This is a genomic window from Nostoc sp. (assembly GCF_036917355.1).
In the GTDB taxonomy this organism is placed as follows: Bacteria; Cyanobacteriota; Cyanobacteriia; order Cyanobacteriales; family Nostocaceae; genus Nostoc.
On sequence record NZ_JBALDP010000065.1, the window covers coordinates 1 to 25931 of the forward strand.

The window sequence follows — 25931 nt, forward strand, 5'->3', positions numbered from 1 at the left end:
AGAAACGAGCGGATATCTGGGTCATCTTTGAAATTGCTGGCTAATGCTTCGATGGCAACTTGTCGTACAAACTCATGATTATCAGCAGTGACACAGTCTTTGAGAATCGAGCGGATGTCTGGGTCATCTTTGAAATTCCTGGCTAAGGCTTCGATGGCTGCACTTCGCACATACTCATGATTATCAGCGGTAGCGCGGTCTTTAAGAAACGAGCGGGTGTCCACTTCTTTGAAATTGCTGGCTAATGCTTCCATGACTGTATATTGCACATACCATTCATTATCAACAGTGGCGAGGTCTTTAAGAAATGAGTGGGTATCCGGGTCTTCTTTAAAATTGCTGACTAATGCTTCGATGGCTGCACCTCGCACATGTCGTTCATTATCAGTAGTGGCACGTTCTTTGATCCAGTATATAGTATCGCTATTATCTTTCCAAATTGTGGCGATCATTGCAACTGCTTGAGTGCGAATTTTTCTAACTAACCTGGTTTCTTCGTAATTTAATATAGGTTTGTAATAGTACCAGAGATCATATTTAGTTAAGTCTTTTAGCTTGTCAAGCAATTTATTAGCCACTGATTCAATCACCGAGCGATTTCTCACCTCTGCAAGACACTTAGCCCCTAAAAACAAGTTGATAAATTTTTCCTCTTCGCCATCTTGCACTATTAAGTAATCAAGAATTTCACCAACAAACTTAACATCAATCATTCCCGCAATTAATAGCAATACCTCATGCCAAGTTTCATCTTGCCAGTGTTTGCCAAAAACTTCAGTTTTGAGAAACTCAATTGTAATACTGCGTTCTTTCTCAAACTGCCAGACAAACTCCCAAGCACAGAAATATTCTAAAAAAGTTCGATGTACAAAGGCATAGTAATCTGCACCCAAGAAACATAAAATAAAATTGCGATCGCGCAGTTGTTTCATCAACCGTCTGGCTTTATCTCTGGCATCACTCACTGGTATGCTTTGCAGATATTTAGTGAAGATTCCTTCTAAATCATCCGCATAGATAATGTTGCCAGCTAAACCTTTTTCACTGGTTTGCATTTGATAAGCAACTTGACGCAACATTGCCTGTTTATCTTTATAATCAATAATGTCCAGACGTTCATCCGGCTTTAAATTGCGTCCGTCGTCCCAATTATGCAGCAGAACCTCTGAAGCATCTTTATACAGTTCACTTCTATCTCTGGGTAATTCTCGCTTGAGATTGAGAATTGCCATCATGGTTAACAGCAGAGGATTTTGTGCGAGTTCTGCGATTGCTTTCGATTCATTAATTACTCTTTGTAGACGCTCTCGCTTGATATTTTTATCTCTTTCTTCGGTTGGACTAAAAGTTTTATCATGCCAACGCTCAATAAAATCTTGAATCTGTGGTGGTTCTAAATCTTGTAACATGAAGTGGCGAAACTCTGCATCTCGCAATTGTTGTTGCTTATAGCCGATAATCCGAGAAGTGACAATTACCTGCACATCGGGATATTCATTAGTGAAGCGATGAATACAGGTAATTACTTCCTCCCGCTTCGCCGGTTCAAAAATTTCATCCAAACCATCAAACATGACTAAAGCGTTACCAGCCTTTAGCTGCTCATGCAATTTATGCTGATTGAGGTGATAAAAACAATTGGGACTATTATGGTAAAATTGGAGAAAATTATTACAACTACCCGCATCGCGATCGCGCATATAATTGCGTAATTCAATCAGCAAAGGAATTGGCAGATTAAAATCATTCTGTTCGAGAGTTTTTTCTACCCAATCTAACGCTAGATATTGCAACAATGTAGACTTGCCGGAACCAGGATCGCCTAAAATAACTAGATAATTTTTGCGTTGCTTATCTTGGATAACATCTAATACTGAACGTATTGGCTGTTCAAAATAATTGCGTTGATAACGTTCTGTTTCTTCTTGAAGTTTTTCTATTTCAAACTCCGCATCTAATTGGTTACTATCTTGTAGCCTGCGGAGATGTTCTTTAGGCAGTTCTGGTAAAACCTGATAAACTTGGCGCACATTTTGCGGAATAAACATTTGCCATAAATTGACCGGATGTTCGCGGGAAGTAGTTTCTAAACTATCTAACTTCAGATTGCCGTAGCGTTCACGAATAGTTTCTAAATATTTCGGTAAATTAAAATCCTTGGGGATATCTGCGTTTTCTTTTAAAGTCTTATCAATACTGGATAATTTTTGAAGTTCCAAGATATAGCGTAACTCTTCTGAATCAGAAAGAATATCTTGAACTTGTATGAGATACTGTTCTGTGATTGTTTGCCAGTTAAATTTAGGTGGTAGAGGTTGGAGTTGAAGTCTTGTCCAACTATCTGCTAGTGTTTTAAAATCTAGAGAATCACATTTAATATCAAAAGCCTGACCAAGAATTTCTTTAACCGACTTATCACGGATAAATTTATTGATATCTTCAGCGTAATTTTGAATTTCAGCTTCAGAAAGTCTGCAACGAACCTTTAACTGTTGCTGCATTGCTTGCAAAAATTCTGTCAGCGCCATAACTACAGCTTTCTGAAGCGGTTCTTGCTTGAAGGGCGCGGTTACAGCATTATTAAAAATATGTTTGAAAAAATCTTTAGCGTAGTCCTTGACTAAATCTTTGAAAAATTCTTCGCTAATAATAGTTTTGACAAGAAATCCAACCGCTTTTTGACCTATCCAGAGAGTGAACCACTCAACTATCATACTCACGCCTGCTAAGTGCTTGACTACGAGTATATACACCTGTCAGAGAAATCTTTCCAGATTTCTGAGTTTTTAGCTTAAAAGCGATGCTGACTGAAGATTTGTTAAAAATAACTAATATACTGTGCATGGATATTAGGAATAATTTTATGGTTCTACAAGTTAACCCCATCCAAAAAGAACCAATTGTTACTTGGGAAGCACTTCCAGCCGACTTCATTTTACCTGACGATCCAGTGGAAAATATTCAACAACCTGCGATCGCTGCTGCGCTTACCGATGCTTTGGGAAGCGCAGGACGCATCCAGCCTCAAATGCTGATTGGCTCTAATTTTGGACTTGTAGCCACAGTCAACAAAAAAATCGTTGTCAAAGCACCAGACTGGTTTTATGTTCCTCAGGTGCAGTCTGTAGGAACAAATGTAGTTCGTCGCAGCTATACCTCGAATTTAGAAGGTGCTGCTGTGGCTGTAGTAATGGAATTTCTCTCAGACACAGAAGGGGGAGAACTATCAGTCCGCTCAACTCCACCCTACGGTAAACTCTATTATTACGAAAAGATTCTCCAAGTTCCAACCTACGTAACCTACGATCCTTACGAACCAAGCATAGAAGTACGATGCTTGCAAAATGGACAATATACCTTGCAGCAAGCAGATGCTAATGGACGCTTTTGGATTCCTGAGTTAGAGTTATTTCTTGGAATTTGGCAAGGTGAAAGATTATGCCAAACCATGAATTGGCTGCGTTGGTGGGATACACAAGGAAATTTACTGTTGTGGAGCAGCGAACAAGCTGAACAAGAACGCCAACGCGCTGAACAGGAAAGCCGCCGTGCTGATATATTAGCAGCTAAGTTACGTGAGCTTGGTATTGACCCTGATGCGACACCGAATAGCCCGTCGTAGACATCGCATAACCTAAAGAAATGCTGGGAATAATAATTTTGGGACATCAGCACCAAAATTCATTCCATGAAACAGCAAAAAAATCAGTTCAGTCATCTTACTGCGATCGAAAGAAGTTATCTATCATTTCCAGCACAGTTTTTATTAAATCAAAACCTTCTCCAAGGCAAAATACTAGACTTTGGCTGTGGCCTTGGTAATGATGTTAAAATATTGCGCCAAAAAGGCTGTGATATTACAGGCTATGACCCTTATTATTTTCCAGAATATCCTGATACTAAGTTTGATACAATAATTTGCTTTTATGTTTTAAATGTTTTATTTACAGAAGAACAAACTAATGTTCTTATGGAAATATCAGATTTATTAAAACCAGGAGGAAAAGCTTATTATGCTGTAAGAAGGGATATCAAAAGAGAAGGATTCCGAGAACATTATGTCCACAAAAAGCCTACCTATCAATGTCTTGTAAAACTTCCTTTTACTTCACTTTGTTTAGATGAGCATCGTGAGTTATATGAGTACATTCACTATAATCATCAGCGTAATTCATCTAATTATTGTATATTCTGTAATCCTCATAAAAGTCTCAAACTATTAACTGAATCAGCAACTGCTTATGCTATTTTTGATGGCTATCCTATAAGTAAAGGACATATTTTGATTATTCCCAAACGTCATGTCGGCAGTTATTTTGAACTACCATTTAAAGAACAATCTGCTTGCTGGTTCATGGTGAACAAAGTACAAGAAATTCTCAAAGCAGAATTTAAACCTGATGGCTTTAATGTAGGAATGAACATCAATAGAGCCGCAGGTCAAAATATTATGCACGCCAGTATTCATATCATCCCTCGTTACAAAGGTGATATTGTTGGCTCTAAAAGTGGAATCAGGAACGTTATTCCTAAAAAGCAATAGTTTTTTACTGATAGCTTCCAGTAGCAAATCTTGATTTATGGAAAATGCATAAATCTGAAAAACCTGATTTTCAGTCTTGTTGAAAATATTGCACAATATTTCAGTTAATCCAGATTATCTGGATCTATTCCCAGCGCTCTTAATTGTTCCGTCAATTGTTGCACCCGTTGTTCTGCAACTTCAGCGCGTTGTGCTTCTTGTTGAGCGCGTTGTGCTTCTTGTTGAGCGCGTTGTGTCTCTTGTTTTACTTGTTCTGCGGGCGTGAGATACCGTTGTCCTTGTTCATCATACCAATACATCCATTCGCGTGTTACACCGCAATAATTTCCCCTTTCGCAACCAATCCCTAGTCCAATTTCTGGTAGCCAAATGGGGTTTCCCTCTTGCAATTCATACTTACCATTAACTAACTTATGTACTTCTAGATGCGGTTTGCGGCGGCGACGAGAGAAATAAATTACGTAATAAAGTACACCCAAAGCCTCGTATTCATCCAATTTAGTAGTATATTCCTTGCGATAATTTTGGGAAACTACTTCTAGGACGAAAATCGGTACAACATTTTCATCCCACAGCACATAACTGGGACGCAGTTCCTCATCATAGAACCGCTCTACCCCTAAGCTCAAAAACCCATCCGGCACAATTGGCGGTTTATCTGGGTGATAATAAATACCCATATCTATGGCAAAGAGCCAATCCATGCGTTCTGACCAAAGTATCAGCAGAATAGCCTTCAGCAAGCCTGGTATTAATTCTTGCAGTTCATTATCCACAGGCGTTTCATCAGAGTCTGGTAGTTCCTCGGCTGAGGGCAAGTACCTTGGCAAGTTGTACTCTAACATGGCTGGTTTCCCCAAAACTCAAAGGATATTTGGCTCTATTTGGCTCACCAGAATTATAGCGATTTATCTGCTAGCGATGTCTTCGCAGAAATCAGTCGTTAGTGCATATTTTTGTACTAGGGACTTCCAAATAAAAAAATACTCAACTACTTCTTGTGGGGTGGGCAACATAAGCGCCGATATACAAGGGCACTCGTGTCACCCACCCCACAAGATTGGGTAATTTATTTGTTGGAAGTCCCCTACCTAATTTACTTGCAGACGATAAATAACCATCTTGACTTTTTTGGTTATTTGATGGCCAAAGTCACAAGAACGATTTAGATTCAAGTTGCGATCGCCCATTACCATGATGCACTAAGGCTGCCGTTCCATGTTCTGAAGCACGTAACTCCTTGTCAGAGATTTGTGGCTCCTTGCTATAGACCGAACTTAGTAAGATATTCAGAACTCCACTTGTTTCAGCTTGACTAACGGCGCGATGTGTAATCAATTCACCTACATTCAATATCACATTGTCTTCTGGATCGAGAATGACACGGGTAACTGGACGACCCAATGCTTGTTCAATCCGTTGATTTTTCATTGCCCGTCTGCTGCGTCCTTGTAACTTTTCTGCTTTCGCTTTTAAGGCTTGCCAGAAAGTGTTGAGATTCTCTTGAGCGATGCTTACTCGATCGTCCAGTTGAACTTTGTTTTCTAACCATCTGTCACTTGCAGTAGAACGGACTGCGGTTGCCAGATTCAGACCGACAGCGTTCAGCAATTCTGTTTCTTTAGCGTAAATCTGAGCGCGATCGACAAGGGATTCTGTCACAATCTGCCCAGATGCCGCAATAATTAAGCCATCGTCAGTACGCACTGTTCGCAAGACTCTGCGCCCTCTTGCCTGCTGGATCGCCACATTTGCTGCCAAGAAATCAACCGAGTGACGCAGACTAAGGGCGCTGCTGTGAGTTACGCTGCCAATTCGATTGCCAACAGATTCTGTTGCTGCTTGTAAATTGCGGCTGATGTTGGCAGTCAGACTACCACCCGTGGCTCGATAGAGTTCATCAAGGATACCCAAGCGATCGGCCGCTTCTGCATTGACTAGGGTGACTACTTGACCCTTTAGTAGCAGTACATTCCCATCTGGACTTAGCACATCCCGCTCGACACACTTGCCAATTACATATACCTTTTGTTCGGCAGGATCGACCAAATTGTTTGTCAGGGAAGCAGTTGCATCTCTATTGAAGTCTTGTAGTTTGCTGCCAGTAGCATCAGTTGCGGCTTGCAATTGCTCGCCTGCATTCTGGCTTGCTGACTGTAGCCCGCGGTTCACTTTCTCTACCGAGCTTTGCAGTTGCTCATTCACAGTTTGAGCTGCTGTTTGTAGTCTACGGTTGGTAGTCTGGGCTGAATCCTGTAATCTATCTCCAGTTGCCTGAACGGCTCCTCGGATACCACCAACCTGTTCTTCCATCAGTTGAGCAGTTTCTGGAGGTACAAAGGCAACATCGTCACCAATTTTCAGTGCTTCGCTAGCAGGAACGAACGATCGCCCCGAATAAGCATCGGCAAATACACCGCCAGAAACTTCGTATCCTTCCACCAGTCCACTATGCTCATCAAAGAACAAATCGACCAATCCACCGAGGTCGAGTCCCTCTGTAGTGAGAATTCTCTTTTTTCTCAACACGATATTCTGGTGCAGAATCTCTTTAATTACAGGGACACGATGTGCATTCACAACAGATTTTTTCGAGTTAACTACGATCGCATCTGACCCGATGGCTTGTACCTCTTGTAGAGGAATCACTTTTGCATCTCGAAACAGTCCCTTCTCTGCAACTAGAAAACCCAAAAGTTGATTGCGTTCCCGATCAAAAATTAAATCTATAATTCGGACAATTTTCTTACCTGTGTCGTAGGTGACGACCACTTTATCGATAACATCACTACCTTTAAGCATTATATATATCCCTGGTATTTTTATTGATTTGGTTTTTGAATCATTTGTTCGTTAGTCGCCTGAAACTTAAGCTGAAAATATCGTCCCTCTCGTCCAAAGCCGGGAACTATATCAATCACACCAAAGTATTCGGAAAGTGCGCCAAATATGGCAATCAGAATGATTAAGCTGGTGATATTTGCTCCAGTATTAGAGCGTTGTCCTACTAGTCTAGGCATTTGTTATTTTATTTATTGTTGTTTTTTATGGCTAACCTTACTGAAAGAATCATACAAGATTATTGACATATTTTTATCTGCAATTTGCCTTGATTAAGCTTAATCTTTAGGAATAAAAAATTCAAAATGACTTTTTCCAAAGATAGATACGATCCTGTTTGCCTTCAAATTTTTGGAAGTAAATATTTTGAGTTTTAGCTTCAATATTATTGAATGACTTAAAAGATAATTTTTAGTTAATTGAGCTTTATTCCTCTTCAAGAGAAGATCAAACTTCCCAGAAAGCTTTCACGACTCCCTTAGACTCTTGAACAAATATTTTCTGGTAAGACTCCGCTCTTACCAGAAAGCTAACTCTGGTAATATGCGATACGAACAAATCAAAAGCCGATCGGTTGGTGAATTTAAACGCCTGTTTGGGATAAAAGTTGCAATATTTTGCTTTGACTAAGGGATACCACTTGTGGTATCTACAAATAGCCAAGATTTGATAGATACAATAGTTACTCACTCGTTTCGTGGTTGTTTATAGCATTTCCCAATCTAAAGTTGCAGCCCAGTCAATAATACAGGCATTTTTACCCCGCTCAGAAAGTTGCTTCAGCCGATAAAATTTTGGTAACTCTTAACTATTAATAAATATATCGGTGCTTAGTGCTATTCATGCTTTATATTTAGCGACAGTGATGATGTAAATAGCCACTCACCTTCAAATACTTAGGAGGCAGTATCCACCGAAAGCAACTCATGCTTTGATACCACCACCAGATAGTGTAAGTTAAGGTTAAGTCGATATTCAAACGAATAATTTTTGCTGAATTGCGACAGATAAAGACTAAACTAAAAAGTCTTGTGCAGCAAAACCTGTAGCTTTAAATGAAGTAATCATGTCTAAGGTTCTTGTCTCTGATTCGATTGACCAAGCTGGAATTGACATTCTTTCGCAAGTTGCAACCGTTGATGTCAAATTAGGTCTAAAACCAGCGGAACTGATCGCAATTATTGGTGAGTATGACGCGCTGATGATTCGTTCTGGTACGCGTGTCACTCAAGAAATCATTGATGCCGGCACCCAGCTAAAAATCATTGGTCGTGCTGGTGTGGGTGTGGATAATGTGGATGTTCCCGCTGCCACACGCCGAGGAATTGTGGTAGTCAATTCTCCAGAGGGAAACACAATTGCCGCCGCCGAACACGCGCTAGCAATGATTTTGGCTTTGTCTCGCCACATCCCCGATGCTAATGCTTCGGTGAAACGCGGTGCGTGGGATCGCAATAGCTTTGTCGGTGCGGAAGTCTACAAAAAAACTCTCGGTGTTGTCGGTTTGGGTAAAATTGGCTCCCATGTTGCGGCGGTAGCTAAGACAATGGGGATGAAACTCCTAGCTTATGACCCATTTATTTCTACAGAACGAGCCGAACAACTTGGCTGTCAGTTGGTGGAGCTAGATTTACTTTTCCAGCAAGCAGACTATATCACCCTCCACATCCCGAAAACCCCAGAAACTACCCACTTAATCAATGCCACAACCTTGGCAAAAATGAAACCCACAGCTCGGATTATCAACTGCGCTCGTGGTGGGATCATTGATGAGGTAGCTTTAGCAGCAGCTCTAAAAGCGGGTAAAATCGGCGGTGCAGCCTTGGATGTGTTCGAGTCAGAACCATTGGGTGAATCTGAGTTGCGATCGCTAGGTAAAGAAATCATCCTCACTCCCCACTTGGGAGCCTCTACTACAGAAGCTCAAGTGAATGTGGCCATTGATGTTGCCGAACAAATTCGCGATGTCCTTTTAGGACTACCGGCGCGTTCAGCCGTCAACATTCCCGGACTCGGCCCCGATGTGTTGGAAGAACTCAAACCCTATATGCAACTAGCAGAAACTCTAGGTAATCTAGTGGGACAACTAGCTGGTGGAAGGGTAGAAGTACTCAATATTCGACTCCAAGGGGAACTCGCAACCAACAAAAGTCAGCCTTTAATCGTCGCTGCCCTCAAAGGATTACTTTATCAAGCTTTGCGCGAACGAGTAAATTACGTAAATGCCAGCATAGAAGCCAAAGAACGCGGAATTCGGGTAATTGAAACCCGCGATGCTTCCATTCGAGACTATGCCGGCACACTGCATCTAGAAGCCACGGGTACTTTAGGTACTCATTCTGTCACAGGTGCTTTGTTGGGTGAGCGGGAAATCCACCTCACTGACGTTGACGGTTTCCCGATTAACGTCCCACCCAGCAAATATATGTTGTTTACCCTGCACCGCGATATGCCAGGGATTATCGGCAAACTTGGTTCCCTACTCGGCAGTTTTAATGTGAATATTGCCAGTATGCAAGTAGGTCGTAAAATCGTCCGTGGTGATGCCGTCATGGCTCTGAGTATAGATGACCCTTTACCAGAGGGCATTTTGAATGAGATTATAAAAGTCCCTGGTATCCGGGACGCGTATACAGTAACACTTTAGAAGTCAGAAGTCAGGAGCCAGGAGTCAGAATAAATAATTCCTCCTGACTCCTGAATTCTGACTCCTGAATTCTGAAAAATGGCAAACACCTGGTGGGAACTACAGATTTTATGTGAGCCAGACCTAGAAGATTCAATCTTTTGGCGACTGGAAGATTTTGGCTGTCGTGGGACAGCTAGTGAAAGCAAAGGAAATTCATCTTTAGTCAGGGCTTATTTATCGACAATTCAAACGCAACTGCTAGATTTAGCAGCACTGTCGCTGTGGCTGCGTCAAGATGCCCTCTGTGTAGGAGTTTCATCTCCCTCACTGCAATGGCAATTAATTGATGAGGAAGATTGGGCGACTAGCTGGAAACAATATTGGCATCCGCAAGAAATAGGCGATCGCTTCTTAATTAACCCCGCTTGGCTACCATTACCAGAAACAACGGAACGGTTAGTAATTCGCCTCGACCCTGGTGTAGCATTTGGAACGGGCAACCATGCCACCACTCAGCTATGTTTGGAATCCCTAGAAATGCGGCTAAGTGGAGTTTCGCAGTCATTTGTGGGTAATAGTGGCAAACATGAACATCTAGTAATTGCGGATATTGGCTGTGGTTCTGGTATTCTTTCGATTGGGGCGCTATTACTGGGAGCCGAGAAAGTCTATGCAGTAGATACTGACCCTTTAGCGGTGCAATCAACTATCAGTAATGGTGCGTTGAACGAAATTAGTCCAGAACGTTTACTACCAGCACTGGGAAGTATAGACGTTTTGAAAAAACTAATTGAAAGCCCAGTGGATGGTATTGTCTGCAATATTTTGGCTCATGTGATTATTGAATTGCTTCCAGAAATGAGTGCGATCGCTAAACCTGAAACTTGGGCTATCTTCAGTGGTATTTTACTGGAACAATCTAAAGCTGTTGCTGATGCTTTAGAAGAAAATGGCTGGGTTGTCGCTACCCTGTGGAAACGCAAAGAATGGTGTTGCTTAAATGTACGGCGTTCTTAATTCGGTATAAATTATCGTCATCCTAAATTATTCGTAAACAATTAGATCCCCAACTTCTCAAATAAGCCGGGGATCTTTAAGTAAGTGACATAATATATAGATTACCCACTATTGACTTTTAAAACTAGCGATGAAAGAACGGCTACAAATCCACAAAAAAGCTGACTCATCCGCTTATTCGTCAGAGCAAAGTCAGTTGCAATCGTATTTATTCACTACTCACTCTCAACTTGGCTCCAAGAAGCCTATAGTACAGGCAAAGGTAGAAAATCAGAAATTTCAACAATATCAGTTTGAGGCAACGAAACTCCAAATACAAGCCAAACATGGCACGATCGCCCCAGAGGGACAAGAACGACTCACTGTATTGCAAACAAAGATGAATGAGTCTTTGCAGCAAGGCAAGGAACACTCTTCGCAGTTTGGTCATAACTTGAGCAAAATGGCGATAAAACGTGCTGATAACGTGTCAATAGGAGAAATACAGCCAAAATTGACTATTGGTCAATCAGGAGATCGATATGAGCAAGAGGCGGATAGTGTCGCTACTTCTGTAGTTAACCAAATTAATCGATCTCCTCTGCAAAACCAGGATGCACAGCAGACAATACCAGCTAATAAGAACGAACAAGTAAAGTCTGAAGAAATATTAGCAGCAAATAACTCAGCAGATAAAAAACAAAAATTTTTACAAGAATATTCATTAGCCAAAACACTAGTCAATGGTATAGATGACACATTGCCACAAGATAAAATACTGGAACAACTTTTCAAAAACTTTGTAAATATCCAATTTCAATACACAATGGTGAGCAAGAGTCCAGAAACGCTCTTAAAAGGCTCTCCAGAAGGAGATTGTCAGACATTAGCCCGTGCTTTTAAAAAAGTTGCAGAAGAATATTTTGGCATTGAAAAAATCACAATTGAAAGTATCGCCAAACCTTTTTTGAGTGAAGCTGGGACTACCCCATACCAAGGTAAAAAGCCCAATTGTGATGACGGAAAACGATGGTTTTTCCAAAACCATTATTGGGCTAGCTGGAATGGAAAAATTTATGATGTTTTATTCCTCAGCAATAAACGAACCGAAGCTGATATGGCAAAACAGGTGCAACCACTCACATCAATGTTGATGCCTGAACAAGAATACTATCAAACAGAAAAAGGGAAAATTGTATATCCAATTGTTAATAAATACTCCACTGTAGAGGTTTCGATATTTGAAAAACTGAAAAACTTTGTTAATAATCTCGGTCGGTTTTTCTCCAATAGTATGAGTACGATAATCAATAAAATTCGGTCTTTATTTGCCCAAAGCGGAAACAATACCAGTGGTTTTGATTCTCTAATGAGAGAACTCGAACACGACAAAAATAATAGTGCGATCGCCAACGACCAAACTCAATAATTCCAACTTGATATTGTAGGTGGAAATTGCTCAAAAATGTTGGCATCTATTTTAAAATGATTTAAAGCAATGTCCAAACTACTAACTATCACCGCTTCCTTTGGATAATGAAGTGCGTAGGTTTACACTTCGACCCAACTCTTGGAGACTGTACGTGTAGCTTGCTTCCCCGTAGTGGTACGACAAAGCTCACGGCAACCCAAGCTCTGTTACCACCGCAGGCATCGCTATCTTTGGTTTCAGAAATAATGGTGGGAAATGATGCAGAATCAAGATATCCACAATCAATCTTCCAGCGCCCCCATGACCACTATTAAGGAACAACTCATTGCTGCGATCGAAACCGCTCCAGAATCGATTCTAGAGGAAACTCTCGACTATCTCGAATACCTCAAAACCAGAAAAAATCGCTCTGGTGTTCAACCAGCAAGTGCCATTATCCAAGATGGCGAACCAATACTGCGTGGCTCCAAAGCTAAAGATTTGCTGAAATTTGCTGGTACTTGGCAAGGTGAGGACTTTGAAAAATGTCTCCAGTCTGTTTATGACGCCCGCTCGCAGGCTGAATTCTGATGTATCTGCTTGACACTAATCAGTCTCAACGAACAATGATTTCCAACGTATTCACCAGATTCGCCCTTTCGCTTTAGAGTCTTGGGTTTGAACAGCAATATCTAGCTTACTAACTTGCTTTTCACCACTGTCCTGAATTATCTTCTTGTTGCAACCCAATTAACTGTCGTCGCTTCCAAGCATAGTGAAGAATATTAATTCCTAATTCCTGAGCTGTACGAATGGTCAATCTGGGTAAACTCAAATCTCTATCCAATCCCCAAGCAGTTGCTAAATCTCCAATTGCTAAAATAATTCCTCCACCAATTAACAATTTTATCTGTTGTTGATTAACCATTGGTAAGGCAGCAAATAAGAAAGGTTTTGTCCTTAAAGGATGACTCCGTTGCAATTCTTCTAAAGGTCTTAAAGGACTCTCTAACTGTTGTGCCAAAGCTTGAGTACTCTCAATTAGAGGATTTGCATTTGTTGGCGCATCAACAAAAAGTACACCACCTAAATTTAAGTAATTTCTGAGAGATTCAAATTCGAGACTATTTAAAGAAATTGCTTGTCCACCTGTGAGATAAAGTATGTCATAGTCTTGGATATTTTCTGCTAAAGAAACCTGACCTGGTTCATCAGCCCCGCGCAAACTTGGGTACAGGGGTTCTACTGCTTGTAATAAATATGAAAGGCTGAAAAAATTACGCGCACATTCAGGATCGCTATGAGTCGCCTGCGCCATACATACAAGTGCTTGAGGACGCATTTGTGCCTGACGACGATAACGCAAATCAATATTATTATATCCAGGGAAAAAAGCATCCGCAGGTTGGGTAATTTCAGTATGTCCTGGTTGTAGGAGTATTCGACATATTTCTATTTCTGAACTAGCTGGTGTAGAGTTTATTTGGTCAATTCGATAAGTTTCTTGAACAATATCTCTTTGCTGTCCGCGCCGCAATTCATCAGGATCTACATAGCTAACTACTAAGTAGATCATGAGCGGTTCAGAACTTACTACTTCTAAATCGATGGGAAAGTCATAAGAAGTCGGTACAACAATTAGATTACCTGCTAAATCAATTGCAATCCCAGGTTGAATTTGTACCCAACGTCCATCTCGATATCTAGCTTCTACTTGGCTTGGGGCGGTCACATCTCGCACACCTAAACCGCAGACAATTCCTGGTTGATTTAAACTTTGATATTGAGCATTTTGCCGATTACGGTGATATTCATGGGCTGTGCGCCAACGTTCCGCATTAATTAGTAAACCGTCTGCGGCTTGCAAGCGTTCCAAGGATTTAATTGGTGGTGGTGGGAAAGGATGAGACATAGCAATTTTGGATTTTAGATTTTAGATTTTGGATTAATAGTCTGTTTAATTTTAAAAAATTACGAATTACGAATTACGTTAGCGTTCGCGTAGCGTCTCGTAGAGAAGCGGGGCGTAGCCCATTACGAACTATTTAATTAGATGAATTTTCGATAGATAACTCATAGGTGCAAAAAGCTGGTTTTTCTTGCTCTATGATTCTTTGAATAAGTTGCTCGTTGATGATGCCACTAGAAATATTTGAACGCAAACGCACTATAAAGTGATACGGTTGTCCACCAGCTAAAACTGCATTTCCTAGTTGTGCATCTCCTATAATGAAACTTGGCCCAAAAGGTTCTGTAATACTAATATGTTTATCAGCTTCATTCGGTAAATGTTCGTCTAGCGGTAAACCTGTATAAAGATGCAAATAGAGACGCAATCCTTTACGAGTTCCTCGCCAGCGATAAAGTTCTACGGCTCGGCGAATTAAACGCCGTTGTTGCTGGAGATCCCAAACAGAATCTACTTGCCAAGCAACCCAATGAGCCATAAAGGGTAGTAATGCTTGTGGTGCTGTCAAGGGGTCGAGGTTTGCCCACATGACATTGTAACTATTAACTATTGGTTGAAAAGCTTGCTCAAATATCTTCATGAAGCGACCAATAAAGTCCACCTCCCGATACAAAATTGGCAAGAATTCCATGTAGGCAGTGTAGGGACGGATGTATAAATCGAAATACTCGCTTCTCTCTATTTGTTCGTTGTCTGTGCCTGGGTCTATATGTAGAGTAATTAGGCTACGAAAATTGAGTGTTAGGTTGCCTTTTTTTCCAGGGGAAATCGCTTCTTGGTCTTCAAAAAATGTGTCGGGGATTGAGAAGTAGAGAACAGCATCCATTTGTCCATGAGGCGGTATCTCACTGCCTTCTGTGCCAATCTGACACCACTGAGACGGGAAGTTTCCTTCAACGCTTAAGCTCACCCGCAAAGGACGTTGTTCTAAGTTTTGTACTTGCACAATCATCTCGCTGGGATGTCCAGGATGCAAGAGCAAACTACGTCCAGCTACATCGATGTTTTCTGCATTTGCAAATGCTAAACCTGCCACAGGTAAAGCTTCGGGAATTTGCATTGGCGTTAATTGAATGCTTACAGCTGGACTAGAGCGACTTTGAACCATAGGATTGGGGATTGGGGGTAAGAAGAGGCAGGGGGCAGGGGAGCAGAGGAGGATAGATAAATTAATGACCAATGACCAATGACAAATGACAAATGACAAATCAGCGATTAATGATTTGGATGTCGTGATTTGAACGCAGATTTGTATCAGCCCAGGAACATATCAAACCTTCCGATCCCGGATCGATCAATTGTTCTGGGGATGGTTGTCGTCGCCAGTTTTCTCCTTGCTTGCGGATGGGAAATAGCAAGACGGGGCCTAAATGACGCACGCCTGGGGTTTGTTGCAGTAATGCCACAATATCAGATGTATAAACTGGTCGCCCAAATGGCCAACCTTTGCCGTCGATTCCTCCAGTTAAGGGATTTAAATATTTATACAGCGATCGCCTTAAATTCCGACGAATTTCTTCGCTGGCAAAAGGATTGTTGTATGCTGGCTCTAAAGCAATTTCTGTCTGTACAGAAACACCTACGTAATTCGGCTCTTGTAACTCTACTTGTACCCCTAATAAGCGTCTTTCATCTAAATAACTCAAAATTTGCTCTTGGAGGGCATTACTGAGGGCAAAATCTTCTGGTGTCATGCCATTGCCTTGCGCGATCGCATCTGTATTTGCATAAGGTACTACCAGTAAGCTAACTATACCAGCTTGCCTCCGAGAATTTGCTGGTAAACAACGGACGCGAGCGATCGCACCAGCACCTGCCTGTTGAGTCAAAACTTCAAAATCTTCAGCAGTGACGGCGCGATCGCGTGTGCGGAGGATGCGGGGAGCCTTCATTACAGCTTGTTCTAGCGATTCTGCATCCGCTCCATTGATTGCTGGTACACGATTGACCACACTAGCAACATAAGGATATGCAGACTTCAAAAACTGGATTGCCCCAGCTTGAACATTGCCTTCTCTACCACCGCCTGTACGATAACTAACCATTCTAATCTCTGCACCACGCTGAGGAATCGCCCCATATTGGTGTTCCGACTGATTATTTTCCAGAACTTGTACAGATGTGTCATCTAGTGATGGTTGCTGTATTCGCGATCGCACCTGTGTTTGCTGTTTAAGTTGGCTCGGTTCCCGAATCAGCGGCCCGAATTGGATTGTACCAGTAATGGAATCGATGGTGTAATGGAAGTTATGCGGCCCAGAATCAGCAAAATCTCTCACCTCAGTCCACTTTTGAGGCAAACCACCAGCGGGAGTAACTAAAATATACTCATTTTCTCGACGTTCTAAAATTGGTGCTGTTTGTAATTGGAAACTTTGACCGGGCGTACCATCACTAATTCCCAATCGCTCATCTTGAATCAGCGTACTATGGCTAGCCCTAACAGTACCGCCAATTGAACGGACTGCTAAACCAATAATTCGTGGCGGACGATTGTAACCAGTTTCATTCGCTTCCGTGGAAACAAAGCTACAGCGTAACCAACGACCTCGGTAAGAGGTAAAATTAGCCACAGGCCAAATTTGAGGTAAATGCAGACGTACCTCTGCACCTTGAGAGGGGTTTTCACCTTCTTGGGCGATTTCATAAAAACTGAAGCCGCGAGTTTTATCATCTGATTCTTGCAATAAAACTGATTGCCAATTTTCCCCGTCCCAAGCTTCCCATCTCCGGGGTGGTTGATTGGGGTTAATCCCAGCAGGGGTAGCCGCAGCCCCTTGGAAAATAATTTCTAAAACATTAGCGTCTAAAGGATCGTCAGAATTAATTGCTAAATAAAAGCAGTTACCAGGCTGGGGTTCCTCTTCAAAAATCGGTTGTTCGTTACCTGTCCAGTAACCGTTAGATTGACGAGTCCAGGAAGTTGTGACTCTTTCGCGCAGAGATTGGGGAATATCTTCGGTAGTTTGGGCAGTTAAGAAATGTTGGATGCGGGGTTTGCCGATAATTAGAGGAGAATCTGTGCTGAAGGTAATCGCTTCTGTGGTTTCAGTGCGGATAGTTGAAGCTTCTAATCCTGCGGGAATCGTGTAGGCTTCAGGAAGTGCAGCGCTTAAATAAAAAGTTAATTCTGTACGGGCTGGGGCGGGAGGCTGGAGACGAATACCTAGTAATTCTAGGAAAGCAACATAATTTTTTCGGGGTACTTGGTTGAATCTGAGCAACATCTGGTCAGTTAACCAAGCAAATAATTCAATGAGCGTAATTCCTGGGTCGCTGAGATTGTGGTCTGTCCATTCTGGACAGTAGCGAGGAATACGCATGATACATTCTTGCACCAAATCATCAAAGGCGCGATCGTCTAAGTTGGAAGAAGGTAATTTCGGTAAAAAATCAAAGTTCATACCAATTTAAAAAAAGAATGTGACAGATACAACCTAGAAACCGAGACGAAATTTAACTTTCTGAATTTTTAATTTTTAATTTGTAATTTTTAATTGGTATCACGATTCCTCCCCAGCTGACACCAAATAATAAGGATAAACAAAACTATAAATATCGGGCCCGTCTTTAAGTCGATAATTGATGATTATGTCTACTCTGCCACGCACAGGGTCAGGGTCGGTGACAACCTCATCGATAGTAATGCGTGGTTCCCAAACTTCTAAAGCTTCCAAAACATAAAGACGGATTCGCAGTAGGGTATCGCTATTTAAAGGCGCAAACGCCAGTTCCGATAAGCGCGAACCAAAGGTAGGTCGGTAAACCCGCTCACCTACTCCCGTGCGGAGGATAATCCAAATAGATTCTTTAACTTTTTGATCTTCACGGCTAAGTTGTATCCCACCTTGCACACTTAAATGCAGTGGATAAGCCCAACCTGTTCCCAAATAGGCTCGTTGACGACCGTAAACCATATCTGGCACTTAGACAGCTGTTACATGGATATCTTCAAAGATATCGGCACAGAAGGTTTAAGCCTATTCGCCAAAGGTCGAGGATGAAGGGGCGGGGCAGGGGGGCAGGGGGCGAAGGGAGAATGATTTGTAACTCTAATTTGGTATAAATTAAAATTCATAGACAAGTCTTTGATATTCGTGAACGAGTCTTTGATATTCGTGAACGAGTCTTTGATACTCGCGGACGAGTCTTTGATATTCGTGAACGAGTCTTTGATACTCGCGGACGAGTCTTTGATACTCGTGAATGAGTCTTTAATACTCGCGGACGAGTCTTTGATACTCGTGAATGAGTCTTTAATACTCGCGGACGAGTCTTTGATACTCGTGAACGAGTCTTTAATACTCGCGGACGAGTCTTTGATACTCGTAGGCGCAGTATTCCCCTGCCCCCTGCTCTCTGCCTCTCCAATTAGCCGCCAATCAAAACAGTGGGATTACCTTTGATAATTTTATTCGGTGGCCCCAATGCTTCTAAAACGGTGTCGCCCATCCGAGAGGCTGGTAGATTGTTAATCAGCACTGTCTGACTACCGTCAATCACAACCCCAGGGCCGTGAGGAGGTAAGGGTAAAGGTGTGGCGCAATTATGAATATCAGCACCAGCAGCGGCGGCGGTAATTGCACTACCCATAGTAGATGCTGCTGTTGTCTTTGTAGTTTGTTCAGCAGCTAAGGCAGCAGGTGCCCCTGGTGTACCAGCCGCCGCTAAAGTAGCAGCCTCAGCCGCTTTGATAGCTATATCAGAAGATGTTTTGGCAGACTGTAAACCTGGTACTGCTGCTGCAAGTACACCCCGCCACGCAGGTAAAGACCCAATCAAAACATTAGGACTACCCGGCCCTCCTGTTAAAACTGGGGGTAAAGGGTGCGCCACATTGTCGGTAATTCTTGCTGCTGGTCTACCCACGACAACCTCCTATTGTGTTAATTAGAATTACGAATTACGAATTACGAATTACGAATTAATTAAGTCGAATCAACGCACCTTTGACTGTAATCGTACCCTTGGCTGAAATGTCTATATTTCCAACAGCATCCAATGACAGATTACCTTTTGACTCCACTGAAACAGATTTAGCCATATCGTCCATTTTTATTCTATGACCGCTCTTGGTTTCAATCTCTATACACCTTTGACTGTCATTGAGATATATTTTGTGACCGTATTCAGTTTCTACACGAATACCTTTTTTGCTAGTTCCTTTATCTTCTTCAACAAACTGTAGAGTATGACCTACACGAGTTTTAATGGTGCGTAATCTTACACCACTTGTAACTGAATCCCTTACCTTTTCCGGTGGTGCATCCTTACCATTCCATACCCCGCCAATAACGTAGGGACGATGAATATCGCCATGTTCAAAACCTACCAAAACTTCATCGTTTACCTCTGGTAAACAGTCAAAACCTCTATTTTGGCCTGCTCCCACAGCTACAACTCTCGCCCAGTCACTTGTATGTTCTTCTGTGAGAGTGGGAAACTTAACCTTCACCCTACCCCATGCCTCTGGGTCTTTGTTATCAGTCACAATTCCGACTAATAAAGTCTCAGATGGCTGTAAGCGTTTTTCTGGAGATAGAGTTGTGAATAAGCTACCAGAACGTAGTCCCCGCACGCTGAAATAAGTTTCATAAACGCGCTGACTGAAGAAATGGCGGGTTTCTGTAACATAATACTTACCACTATAGCGATCGCCCATACCCTCAAGATTAATAACCCGTCCAGGACGAATCTCAGGATTCCCTTCTGCTTTGGCATCAGCATAAACAAATTCTCCTCCTAGTTCATCACATAAAGCCTGAGCCATCGTATCTGCTTGTTTTTTACTGGCAACAGGTTTATCTACAACAATCATTTTGGGAGATTTAAGATTAGAAAATGCATTACTAGTACTACTTCCTAGCCGATTACCTGTCTCGGTTATTTGCTTTTCTTTCTTGGCTGTTCCACTAATCAATTGTTTCTGGGTATAGTCCCAGGCGCGTACTTCTACAGAACTTATCTGTTCAGCACTGGTAACGCGGGTACTAAATTTATTAATATCAACTAGCCATTTGAGTGATAAAGCTCTCTGAGTTTTTGGTTTGCAAAAATTTAGCTTCTCCTCTGTAATAAATAACTCAAAACCAATGCGAGCAGCCCTTTCTCGCAAAAACTCCATATTAGTTTGATTTTCTTGGAAGACATACTTATGAACTTCACCAGTTGCATCTATATTACCAAGGTTTATGCCTACTTCTTTAACTATTTGCTTAACTATATCGCTATCAGTTTTATTTAAAAAAGAACGATTATAACGACCTCTGTGCAGACGATGAGAAATATCATAACCGCGAACAATGATATCAGCTTCAGATTTTTCATTGAAGTGAACTTCCATCGCTGTAATTTCGCCTTCAATCAGGAATTCTCCTACCTCCTCTTGGAAGTTATTATCTAGAGTCGTACTCGAAGTAAAACCCAATTTCACTTTTTTCCCAATTTTAAATAAAGGCTCATGTCGCCAAGTCTTGTTTTCTGGTCGGTCAGATGCGGGAATATAGCTATTATGAATTACTAGCGTAAACATTGCTGGTAAATGAAGGCTTTCTTCGATTGTTATTTGCAACAAATCCTTCATTAATTCAGGAGAAGCCTGTCTTCCATCTATCTGTATTTTAGGTTCGCTTAAATAAAGGCTTTTTTTTGCAGGCATAATTATTACTTTATAATTTATGAAATGTTCAGAGCAGCTTTTAATGAGAAAGTAAATACTAATTTATCACTTTATACCTATTCAATTCAATTAATGATTGCAACACATCCTTGGCTAAAGACGCGATGAATCGCGTCTCTACAAATAGTGTATTTGTCGCATTCTTTTTTCAAATTGGTATTACTTATTTTGTCTTACTCAGTGTTTGTCCCTTTTGATCTCCCGCACGAGCATTGCCTTTAGAAGCAGATTCACGTCCTCCAGGAAGGTTATTCTTATCTACTTCTTGCAAGGCTATATCTACCAGTGCCCTTACTGGTGTACCATCACTCAAAAACATATTTAAAGTGTAGGTTAAACTCGTAATTACACAATAAAAATACTCATTTCCCCAGGTAAATATATAAACAGGTGGTCGTTTATCAGTTGCTTTACTGATAGTTTCTACACCTTTTTTAATATTATCTATATATTTTTTCATCACCGACTCTTTTGTTTCATAAGTATCATAAAGTAACTGTTTGAGCGTGAACTTGTAAGGTTCGACGCCAGAAAAGTTTACTTTCGGAAGTAGAGTAGTTCCTCTATTACCATCCTTACTTTCCCACTTAACAGTCCGAGAGAAACTAATATCTGTAGGATTAAACATTAATTCAATATCTGGCGCTTCACCGTTATAAGCTACAAGTTTGGCTTTTTCAAGCTGCGGTTGACGTTTTTGAATAACAATAATTGCTGGACTTGCCACTTGAGTATTCTCCTAAAATTAATTATTGAATACAAATTTACCAAGGTAATCTACCAGAGGAACCACCATGTCGTTCTCGCTCAATTTCTATCCGTTGTCGTAATCTGCTATAAACTTCACGAGCTAGAGCTTCAAGATCGGCTGTATCATCTTTATCATCTTCTTGAGAAAATGAGGATGCGCTCTCTATCGTCTCAGTTACTGGTGCTATTTCTCTAGATATGTCGGGTGGAGTAACTTCTCCCCCATTAGCAAAGCCTCTAGCTGAAGGAAGATGTTTAGCAAAAACTTGTGGTGATTCTGAAACATGAGAAAATTCATAATTTTGGCTATTAGATTCTCCATCATTAAAATTAAAGCTAGTAAATTCATCATCATTTCCATTTAGTAAATCTTCCACACTTGACCATTGAGAAGGTGTATTTGACCATTGGGAAGATGTATTAGTGGTGGAATTTGCTTTTCGGAAAATCAGGGGAGGCGATGAGTATTGGGGTGAAGATTCACCTACATCAATTGTTTCATTGTGAAGGGTATGAATCTCTGGAGACTTGAGAATAGAAAGTTTCTGTTTACTAATATTCAACCCCAAGGAAGAAGGAATTAAAGAATTGGATATCTCTGGGGAATCAGTCTCAGCGCTTTTTAGTTGTAATGAAGTGTCTGAAAAAGAATCGACTTTAGTCGGAGTCTCTGGAGAAATTGTTTCTTCTGGTTCTGTGAGATTGGATGTCTGTAAACTTGGAAGGATAATATCCTGCGGTGTCCCACCAGTATTGATGTGATGTAGTAGGGGTAGATTCTTCTGTGCATCCCTGGTATTAATCACAAACTCCCCAGGTGTAAGCATTGCAGGTACAGTATCTGAGGGTGCTATCTGCTGACGATTTTTAACGTGGGAGTCTGTCACATGACCACCAGTAGCATAACCTTTAGGTGCTGGCAAATTTTCTGCGATCGCATCTTGTTCAACTTCAGGTAGTGTGTTTACCTCATTTTGTGGGGAAGTTGGATTATCTGAGGTATCAACAAAGGTTGATATTTCAGAATTTGTTACCGCATAGGTAAATTCTGATTCTACTATTTGTTCATTGTCAATAATTTCTCTGAAAATACTCGCATCACCAATCTCAGGCGATATGGCGGTAATTGTTGGTGTTTCAACAATCTCAGGGTATGTAGGAGTAATTATCGGTACTTCAACAATTTCAGGTGATGTAGGAGTAATTATTGGTATTTCAGAAATCTCAGGCGATGTAGCGGAAAGTGGTGCGATCGCAGTTTCAACAATTTCAGGCGATGTGGCGATAATTGTTGGTGTTTCAACAATCTCAGGGTATGTAGGAGTAATTGTCGGTACTTCAGCAATTTCAGGCGATGTAGCGTTAATTGTTGGTGTTTCAGCAATCTCAGGTAATGTGGCGCTAAGTGGTGCGATCGCAGTTTCAGCAATTTCAGGTGATGTAGCGTTAATTATTGGTGTTTCAGAAATCTCAGGTGATGTGGCGCTAAGTGGCGCGATCGCAGTTTCAGCAATTTCAGGCGATGTGGCGGTAATTATTTGTGTTCCAACAATCTCAGGTGATGTGGTGCTAAGTGGTGCGTCACCAATTTCAGGTTGTGTGGCGGTAATTATTTGTGTTCCAACAATCTCAGGTGATGTGGCGCTAAGTGGTGCGATCGCAGTTTCACCTATCTCAGGCGATGTAGGAGTAATTATTGGTGTTCTAACAATCTCAGGTAATGTGGCGCTAAGTGGTGCGATCGCAGTTTCACCTATCTCAGGCGATATGGCGCTAATTTTTGGTGTTTCAACAATCTTAGGTGATGTGGTGTTAATTGGCGCGATCGCAGTTTCAACAATTTCAGGTGATGTGGCGCTAATTGGTGCGATCGCACTTCCACCAATCTCAGGCGATATGGCGCTAATTGCTGGTATTTCACCAATTTCAGATGATATGGCGCTAAGTGGTGCGATCGCAGTTTCACCAATCTCTGATGATGTGGCGGTAATTATTGGTGTTCCAGAAATCTCAGGTGATGTGGCGGTAAGTGGTGCGATCGCAGTTTCACCTATCTCAGGCGATGTAGGAGTAATTATTGGTGTTCTAACAATCTCAGGTGATGTGGCGGTAAGTGGCGCGATCGCAGTTTCACCAATCTCTGATGATGTGGCGGTAATTATTGGTGTTCCAGAAATCTCAGGTGATTTGGCGGTAAGTGGTGCGATCGCATTTTCACCCATCTCAGGTGATATGGCGGTAATTATTGTTGTTTCAGAAATCTCAGGTGGTACTAAAATGCGCTGACTTTCTGTAAACTCGTTAGTAGTACTCTCAAGATAGCTGTCACGTTGCAGTGAAGTCAGATTGGCTGAGACATCTGAGACATTAACCACCATACCAGACTGTGACTCTGAAATTACTAACGGTTCATTCTTATCAGAGTTTCTGAATAAGCTAGGTGTATCTTCAATATTGGCTGGGGTAGGTGTTAACTGAACAGGGATATTCGCTGGATATTCACTTGAAACACTGGAATCAATTTCTTGCTGTATTGCAATAGGATTTTTTGCAAATGAAGACTCAGAATTAGGTACAGCAATATGCGCTCCTACAGTATTTTCATCATTCGCTAAACGATGAAGTAAAGAAGGTGCATCATCTAGATCGGGTGAGGTAAGTGCTGACGGCAAAGATAGAGAATTATCAACGACAGCATTATCTAGCTGCAATTTAGGTATTTCTAAATTAGCCTCAACCAACAGAGATTCATCTGATGCTAATAAGCTATCTTCATTACCATTAATAGTAACATTGCTTTGAACAATATTCTTAGCCACAGATGATGATTTGACTACTTTTTTAGATTTGGGTTTAGATTTCTTCTCAAGTGGCTTTTGAGATTTATTTATTTTTTTTGATTTAGATTTACTTTTAGTATTTAATTGTTGCGAGGTATCATCACTAGTTTTTTTATCAATTCGATTTGGCACTATCTCCGGAATACTATCTTTTACTATTTCACTAGTATTGACATGAGTATTTTCAGGTAGAGCTATTGAATCAAAAAAATCAGATTCAAGTAATGGCAAATCACTATTTATATCTTGATTATCCCAACCTATTAATGGTTGTATTGATGGTTCATTTTCACGAGATAATAAAAATTTAGAGGATGTAACTAATGGTAGTTTCGTTTGTATAGGACTAATAAAATTACTTCGTAAATGTAGAGAATGAGACTGTTTTCTCAATACCATTCTATCAGAAGTAGATAAGGATGATATTACCCCAAGGGGATGAATATTGTTTCCTAGTGGAGATTGAATAATTTGCATAGTTCTCGTTTAAAAATAGCCACTTAGCTAGAAACAAAATATCCACTTTTTTGATTCCGTTGTACAGAAGTGCCTCCTCCTGTAGACCTTGCAACTTGTAAGCCTTCATAAGCTAAAGTTAATTCTTCAATGGCAACTGCCTTACCATCTGCTTGGAGTGCAGGTGTTTTCCAGGTTATAGGAATAGCACCAATCAAAGTCCAACTCATCATCGTTTCACCAGCTTGATTGAAAATCAGAATATTGACATTGCGTCGAGATGTTTTCTTTTTTTCATCAAAAACTGCATTCATCCAGTTCCAAAAACCTGGATGGTCAGTAACTCCACGTTTAAGTGTTATATCTGCAAATTCTGTATGACCTAAATAAATTCTTTGTTGGTCGTTGACACCACCTTCCTGAAAAACATTTTTCTTAATTTGAATACTTAATCCTGTACATTCCGCAAAAGAGGCAGCAATAGAACTGTCTATTTCTACGTAGAAACGATTAGTAGCGACATAATTTAATTCGTGAGTAATGTTGCCGTTATTAGCGCCTGTAGCCATCAAAACCACCTTTGGGAATTATAATTGCCTACCCTTTCTCGCTGCGATCGCATATCTTCTAGCAAGAGTTTATACACCTGCTCTGTGAGTTGGTTCAGCAGCAGTGAATCATTGAGGTATTTACTTGCAGTTTTAGCAACCTTGCTAGCATCAGAAGTCACTGCAATCCCAGCGTAGCCAGCAGTACTGCCAATATCTCCATCGAACGTGAAAAAAGTTTTTTGCTGATTTGAGTCCATAAATAAAAA

The 25931-nt window shown here is 41.1% G+C and carries 20 protein-coding genes; 6 read left to right on the top strand and 14 right to left on the bottom strand.

What is annotated here, in order from left to right; translation table 11 throughout:
• Positions 1-2714: NACHT domain-containing protein (locus V7K53_RS21240; protein ID WP_335199521.1), on the bottom strand; the 2714-nt coding region annotated here is incomplete at its 3' end.
• Positions 2715-2863: 149 nt separating this feature from the next.
• Between V7K53_RS21240 and V7K53_RS21245 the strand changes: the two genes are divergently transcribed.
• Entirely contained in the window at positions 2864-3622 is a 759-nt protein-coding gene (locus V7K53_RS21245; protein ID WP_335199523.1) for a Uma2 family endonuclease, read from the top strand.
• Positions 3623-3688: 66 nt separating this feature from the next.
• Entirely contained in the window at positions 3689-4543 is an 855-nt protein-coding gene (locus V7K53_RS21250) for an HIT family protein (RefSeq protein ID WP_335199524.1), read from the top strand.
• A gap of 104 nt (positions 4544-4647) precedes the next feature.
• On the opposite strand, the gene V7K53_RS21255 is transcribed toward V7K53_RS21250, so the two are convergent.
• From V7K53_RS21255 to V7K53_RS21265, 3 genes are all read right to left on the bottom strand, one after another.
• Positions 4648-5388 (bottom strand): Uma2 family endonuclease, encoded by a 741-nt coding sequence (locus V7K53_RS21255; RefSeq protein WP_335199526.1) that lies wholly within the window; start codon positions 5386-5388, stop codon positions 4648-4650.
• Between the two features lie 307 nt (positions 5389-5695).
• The gene (locus tag V7K53_RS21260; RefSeq protein ID WP_335199527.1) at positions 5696-7345 is read right to left on the bottom strand and encodes a PRC-barrel domain-containing protein; all 1650 of its coding nucleotides are present in this window, start codon (positions 7343-7345) and stop codon (positions 5696-5698) included.
• A gap of 20 nt (positions 7346-7365) precedes the next feature.
• The gene (locus V7K53_RS21265) at positions 7366-7563 is read right to left on the bottom strand and encodes a hypothetical protein (protein WP_335199528.1); all 198 of its coding nucleotides are present in this window, start codon (positions 7561-7563) and stop codon (positions 7366-7368) included.
• Between the two features lie 887 nt (positions 7564-8450).
• On the opposite strand from V7K53_RS21265, the gene serA reads away from it, so the two are divergent.
• The 4 genes from serA (at position 8451) to V7K53_RS21285 (ending at position 13011) form a co-directional block, all read left to right on the top strand.
• Positions 8451-10031, top strand: a complete 1581-nt coding sequence (gene serA, locus V7K53_RS21270; protein ID WP_322694067.1) for a phosphoglycerate dehydrogenase — start codon at positions 8451-8453, stop codon at positions 10029-10031.
• A gap of 78 nt (positions 10032-10109) precedes the next feature.
• Positions 10110-11030, top strand: coding sequence for a 50S ribosomal protein L11 methyltransferase (gene prmA, locus V7K53_RS21275; protein WP_335199529.1), 921 nt, complete (start codon positions 10110-10112; stop codon positions 11028-11030).
• Between the two features lie 130 nt (positions 11031-11160).
• The gene (locus V7K53_RS21280; RefSeq protein WP_335199530.1) at positions 11161-12438 is read left to right on the top strand and encodes a hypothetical protein; all 1278 of its coding nucleotides are present in this window, start codon (positions 11161-11163) and stop codon (positions 12436-12438) included.
• A gap of 303 nt (positions 12439-12741) precedes the next feature.
• Entirely contained in the window at positions 12742-13011 is a 270-nt protein-coding gene (locus V7K53_RS21285; protein ID WP_335199646.1) for a hypothetical protein, read from the top strand.
• A 121-nt stretch (positions 13012-13132) separates the two neighbouring features.
• Here V7K53_RS21285 and V7K53_RS21290 read toward each other — a convergent pair whose 3' ends face one another.
• The 10 genes from V7K53_RS21290 to V7K53_RS21335 all read right to left on the bottom strand — a co-directional run bounded on the left by V7K53_RS21290 (position 13133) and on the right by V7K53_RS21335 (position 25922).
• On the bottom strand, positions 13133-14332 hold the full coding sequence (locus V7K53_RS21290; protein WP_335199531.1) for a DUF4159 domain-containing protein: 1200 nt from the start codon (positions 14330-14332) through the stop codon (positions 13133-13135).
• A 133-nt stretch (positions 14333-14465) separates the two neighbouring features.
• A complete protein-coding gene (locus V7K53_RS21295; protein ID WP_335199532.1) occupies positions 14466-15497 on the bottom strand; it encodes a phage tail protein in 1032 nt (343 codons plus the stop codon).
• A 100-nt stretch (positions 15498-15597) separates the two neighbouring features.
• Positions 15598-17793, bottom strand: coding sequence for a putative baseplate assembly protein (locus tag V7K53_RS21300; protein WP_335199533.1), 2196 nt, complete (start codon positions 17791-17793; stop codon positions 15598-15600).
• A 99-nt stretch (positions 17794-17892) separates the two neighbouring features.
• Positions 17893-18306, bottom strand: coding sequence for a GPW/gp25 family protein (locus tag V7K53_RS21305; protein ID WP_094350967.1), 414 nt, complete (start codon positions 18304-18306; stop codon positions 17893-17895).
• Between the two features lie 454 nt (positions 18307-18760).
• A complete protein-coding gene (locus V7K53_RS21310) occupies positions 18761-19258 on the bottom strand; it encodes a PAAR domain-containing protein (protein ID WP_335199534.1) in 498 nt (165 codons plus the stop codon).
• Positions 19259-19313: 55 nt separating this feature from the next.
• Entirely contained in the window at positions 19314-21047 is a 1734-nt protein-coding gene (locus V7K53_RS21315) for a VgrG-related protein (protein WP_335199535.1), read from the bottom strand.
• A gap of 184 nt (positions 21048-21231) precedes the next feature.
• Positions 21232-21795 carry a CIS tube protein gene (locus V7K53_RS21320; protein ID WP_335199536.1) on the bottom strand — a complete coding sequence of 188 codons (564 nt, stop codon included), beginning with the start codon at positions 21793-21795 and terminating at the stop codon, positions 21232-21234.
• Positions 21796-21832: 37 nt separating this feature from the next.
• Positions 21833-25135, bottom strand: a complete 3303-nt coding sequence (locus V7K53_RS21325; RefSeq protein WP_335199538.1) for a hypothetical protein — start codon at positions 25133-25135, stop codon at positions 21833-21835.
• A gap of 23 nt (positions 25136-25158) precedes the next feature.
• On the bottom strand, positions 25159-25683 hold the full coding sequence (locus V7K53_RS21330; protein ID WP_335186100.1) for a phage tail protein: 525 nt from the start codon (positions 25681-25683) through the stop codon (positions 25159-25161).
• The gene (locus V7K53_RS21335) at positions 25683-25922 is read right to left on the bottom strand and encodes a hypothetical protein (protein WP_335186098.1); all 240 of its coding nucleotides are present in this window, start codon (positions 25920-25922) and stop codon (positions 25683-25685) included. Before V7K53_RS21335 ends, V7K53_RS21330 begins: the two co-directional genes overlap by 1 nt.
• Positions 25923-25931: the final 9 nt, after the last annotated feature.